This window comes from Pseudonocardia pini, from assembly GCF_013870575.1.
GTDB classification, from domain to species: Bacteria; Actinomycetota; Actinomycetes; order Mycobacteriales; family Pseudonocardiaceae; genus Pseudonocardia; species Pseudonocardia pini.
This window is the reverse complement of sequence record NZ_JACBXB010000553.1, coordinates 1-3,811: the sequence shown is the minus strand read 5'-3', so window position 1 is coordinate 3,811 and position 3,811 is coordinate 1. Positions and strand designations below refer to the sequence as shown.

Sequence of the window (3,811 nt, the reverse complement as noted above, 5' to 3'; positions counted from 1 at the left end):
TCGCCGCGCTTGGCCGTGCCGGTCCGGGTGACCCCGACCCGCACGGCCAAGCGGGTCGGGGTCACCCGGACCGGCTCGTCGTCCTCGTCCTCGGCGTCCTCCACGACCTCGCCGTCGACGGGCTCCTCGCCGTCCTCGATCTCGGCGACGGTCCCCGCCTCCAAGGCCTCGATCCGCTTGCGCAGCGCGCGGTTCTCCTTCGCCAGGTCGGGCTTGCCCGAGCTCAGGCTCGGGTCGTTCTCCCACCAGTCGATCCCCATCTCCCTGGCCTTGTCGACCGAGGCGACGAGCAGTCGGATCTTGATCGTGAGCAGCTCGATGTCGAGCAGGTTCACCCGGATGTCCCCGGCGATCACGATCCCCTTGTCGAGCACGCGTTCCAGGATGTCGGCCAGGTTGGTCGACTCCTGACGGTGCTGGTCCGGCGGGCGCGCCGTCCTGCCGGGTACCGGAAGTCCTCCGGAGGTCATCGTCCTCCCTTGTTCATCGTTCCGCGGCCGTAGCGGGCCGTGCGGCGGTAGCCGGTCAGGTCACCGTCCGCGTCGATCTGCACCTCGAACAGGGCGAGGATGTCCGCCGAGTCCGGGATGCGCCGGGTCTCCACGACCTCGACCCCGACGACCCAGCCGTCGTCGCCGCTGCTCTCGATCGACACGACGCTCTCCAGCTCGCGGCCCACGAGCGTCACGAGCTGCTCGGCGGCCTGCCGGGCGGCCACGACCGGGAGCTTCTTCCGCCTGCTCCCCTCGCGGTGCCCGTTCTCCGCGGGCTCGGGTTGCTTCGGCTTCGCCCGCCTGGCCCGGCGCGCCGGAGCGGCGCCCGCCCCGGGATCCTCCCGGGTCGGGCGCCGCCTCCGCGCGGGCCGACCGTCGTCCGTGTCCGGCGCGTCACCGTCGGCCACGTCGTCGGCCACGTCGTCCGTCACGTCCTCGTCCACTGGCTCCACTCAGCTCCGGCGCACCATCAGCCGTTGCAGCAGCTCGTTCTCGAGCTCCGTGCACTCCTGCTCGGACAGCTCACCGCTGCGGCGCGCCTGGTCGACGCGGTCGAGCTCGACCCGGATCCGAGCCGGGTCGTAGTACTGCTCCTCCGCCTGGCCCTGGATCTGCTCGGCGAGCCACACCACGCCACGAACCGGCGCGAGCGGCAGACCGAGCAGACCTGAGAAGAGCCCCATGATGGATCACTCCGTCCGGTCGTCCTGCGGGATGAAGTCGTACGGCGCGAGCGGACCGAGCAGCCGCAGGCGCAGCCACTCGGAGGTGTCCGCACCGAGCTCCTCGACCGCGTCCTCGAACTCCTCGGCCGCCTCGCGGTCGACGAGGAACGCCGCGTTGACGACGTCCTCCGGCTGCGTCGGGGTGGTCGCCGAGACGTCCACGGCGTACTCCCCGATCCGCTCGAGGACGTCCGCGGCGTCGACGTCGCGGCGCTGCTCGAGCGCCTTGACGATGCGCTCGCCCAGCTCCACCCGGTCGTAGTAGGCGGCGTCCTCCGGCAGCTCCCGGATCCGTTCGTGCAGCTCCCGGATGCCGGCGTCCTCCTCCACGATCTCGCGCAGCAGGACGTCCTGCTCGTAGGTGCCCTTGAGGGTGTACTGGATCTTGCCCTCGAGCTGCTCCAACGCCCGCACGAACTGGTCGTGGTGCGGCGCCAGCAGCTCCTCGACCACACCCTCCTCCTCGACGACGGCGGGGAACCGCATCGGGAGGACCGTCGTGACGGCGGCGACCGCGTCGACCACCCCCTCGTGGGCGACCAGGTCGTCCCGGGTGCCCAGCGGCCGGTCCAACGGCACGTCGCCGACGATCGCCGCGACCGACTCGTGCGCGATGGTCGTGACCTTCCCCGACGGGCCGAGCCCGACGAGGTCCTCCGGCAGCTCGGCGTCCGCCGAGACCAGTCCGTACACGTACGTGGCGCTCACCCCTCACGCTCCCGGGTCCGCTGCCGTGGCCGCCGACGCGGTGCCTCCTCGCGCTCCTCGTCGTTGCCGCCCAACAGCTCGCCGACCTTGTCGACGGCGGCGTCGAGGACCCCGCTCGTCTTGCCCTTGGCGCCGCCCTCCATGATCCCCTGGGTCAGCTCGGTGATGTCCTTGCCGCCCTTGCCCGCCCCGTACAGGTCGAGCCGGTTGGTGGCCTCCGCGAACCGCAGGAACGTGTCCACGCTGGCCACCACGATCCGGGCGTCGATCGTGAGGATCTCGATCCCCACCAGCGACACGCGAACGAAGACGTCGATCACGAGACCCTTGTCCAGGATCAGTTCGACGACGTCGGCCAGACCGCTGCTACCGCCACCGCCCGAGCCGCCGCCACGATCGACGTGGCCGCCGCCCTGCGTCTGCGTCGCGAGCGTCATCGGTCATCGACTCCTTCCACCGGCCGCGGCCGGCTGTCGACGGGCGGACCGGCGCCTGCGCGGCGCGGGTGCCTCCTCGGGCTCCTCCTCGGGCTCCTCCCCGACCTCGTCGGCCTCCTCGTCGTCCGCCTCGTCCACGGGCTCGTCGGCGTCCTCGGCCTCGTCCTCGGCCTCGTCCTCGGCCTCGTCGTCGTACTCGTCGGCCTCGTCGACGGGCTCGTCGTCCGCCTCGTCCGCGGGCTCGTCCTCGTACTCGTCGGCCTCGTCGTAGTCGGCCTCGGCGTCGGCGGGCTCCTCGCCGTCCTCGGCCTCGTCGTACTCGGCGGCCTCGGTGTCGTCGGCCGCGTCGTCGGCTCCGTCGTCGGTGGAGTCCTCGGCACCCTGCTCGGCGCCCTCCTCGCCCTCCTCGGCGGCCTGCTGCTGCTCCTCCTCGAGGGCCTCCTCGTGGGTCTTCGTGACCTCACCCTCGTGGATCTCGCCGCGCCAGCCCTCGACGTCGTCGGGGTGCAGCAGGACGGTCGCCATCGCGTGCCGCCGGAAGTGCTTGAACTCCAGTCGCGCGCGCCGACCCTGGGCCCGCCAGATGTTGCCGGTCCGCTCGAACAGGCCCTGCGGGAAGTACTCCAGGACCAGCAGGACCTTCGTGGCGTTCGGCCCCAGCTCGGTGAAGCTCACCGCGCCGTCGACGTGGCCCTTGGCGCCCTTGGACTTCCACACGATGTGCGAGTCCGGCACCTGCTCGATGATGGTGGCCTCCCACTCGCGGTGGGACAGGAAGATCTGCGCCTTCCAGGTGCTCTTCTCGTCGGAGACCTGGTCGACGCTCTCGAGCTTCTTCATGAAGCTCGGGAAGTCGCCGAACTGCGTCCACAGGTCGTAGCAGGTCCGCAGCGGCAGACCCACGTCCAGGTCCTCGACGATCTGGGTCACCTTGAGCTTCTTGCCGCCCTTGCCTCCACCACCGCCGGAGTCGTCGCCCCCGCCGCCGAACAGACCGGTGACCTTGTCCTTCAGACCGGAGAAGAACCCGCCGCCGGAGTCGTCGCCGTCGGAGTCGTCGCCGTCCTCGGCGTCGTCGTCACGGTCGGAGTCGTCGTCGGAGTCGGCGTCGGAGTCGTCGTCCTTGCCGGTCAGGGCCGACTTCAGGCCCTGACCGCCGTTCTCGCTGACGTCGGTGAGCCGGTCGGTGAGGCCGCTGACCCGTTCGGTCGCCGCCTCCGCGGCGCGCTGCACCAGCATCGAGAGCAGCTTGGAGCCTGCGTCCTTGAGCGCGTCCGTGGGGACCGCGTCGGCGAGCTTGCTCGTCGCCTCAGGCATCGCTGGACCTCCGGCGTCCCTTGCGGGCCGGTGCGGCCTTGGCCGCCGTGCCGGTGGCCTTCGCCGCCGTGCCCGGCGCCCCCTCGTCGGCGGCGGCGAGTGCCGCACAGAAACCCGCGTTGCCGCCGCC

General features: G+C 71.6%; 6 protein-coding genes. All 6 read right to left on the bottom strand.

Features of this window, described 5'->3' with window-relative positions:
- Positions 1 to 470 (bottom strand): gas vesicle protein (locus tag H5J29_RS24550; protein WP_181783396.1); only part of this gene is annotated, 470 nt, incomplete at its 3' end.
- Positions 467 to 925: a gas vesicle protein GvpO gene (gene gvpO, locus H5J29_RS36325; RefSeq protein ID WP_312858384.1), complete on the bottom strand. Its 459-nt coding sequence runs from the start codon at positions 923 to 925 to the stop codon at positions 467 to 469. The genes gvpO and H5J29_RS24550, both read right to left, overlap by 4 nt.
- 21 nt (positions 926 to 946) lie before the next feature.
- Positions 947 to 1,177, bottom strand: a complete 231-nt coding sequence (locus H5J29_RS24540; RefSeq protein WP_181783395.1) for a gas vesicle protein GvpG — start codon at positions 1,175 to 1,177, stop codon at positions 947 to 949.
- 6 nt (positions 1,178 to 1,183) lie between these two features.
- Positions 1,184 to 1,927 carry a GvpL/GvpF family gas vesicle protein gene (locus H5J29_RS24535; RefSeq protein ID WP_181783394.1) on the bottom strand — a complete coding sequence of 248 codons (744 nt, stop codon included), beginning with the start codon at positions 1,925 to 1,927 and terminating at the stop codon, positions 1,184 to 1,186.
- Positions 1,924 to 2,364: a gas vesicle protein GvpJ gene (gvpJ, locus tag H5J29_RS24530; protein WP_181783393.1), complete on the bottom strand. Its 441-nt coding sequence runs from the start codon at positions 2,362 to 2,364 to the stop codon at positions 1,924 to 1,926. Before gvpJ ends, H5J29_RS24535 begins: the two co-directional genes overlap by 4 nt.
- A gap of 3 nt (positions 2,365 to 2,367) precedes the next feature.
- Positions 2,368 to 3,681 (bottom strand): SRPBCC family protein, encoded by a 1,314-nt coding sequence (locus H5J29_RS24525; RefSeq protein WP_181783392.1) that lies wholly within the window; start codon positions 3,679 to 3,681, stop codon positions 2,368 to 2,370.
- Positions 3,682 to 3,811: the final 130 nt, after the last annotated feature.

Bases quoted from the DNA above. Each gene is read 5' to 3' on its own strand.
- H5J29_RS24525 (WP_181783392.1), bottom strand. From the start codon at position 3,681: ATGCCTGAGGCGACGAGCAAGCTCGCCGACGCGGTCCCCACGGACGCG.
- gvpJ (WP_181783393.1), bottom strand. From the start codon at position 2,364: ATGACGCTCGCGACGCAGACGCAGGGCGGCGGCCACGTCGATCGTGGC.
- H5J29_RS24540 (WP_181783395.1), bottom strand. From the start codon at position 1,177: ATGGGGCTCTTCTCAGGTCTGCTCGGTCTGCCGCTCGCGCCGGTTCGT.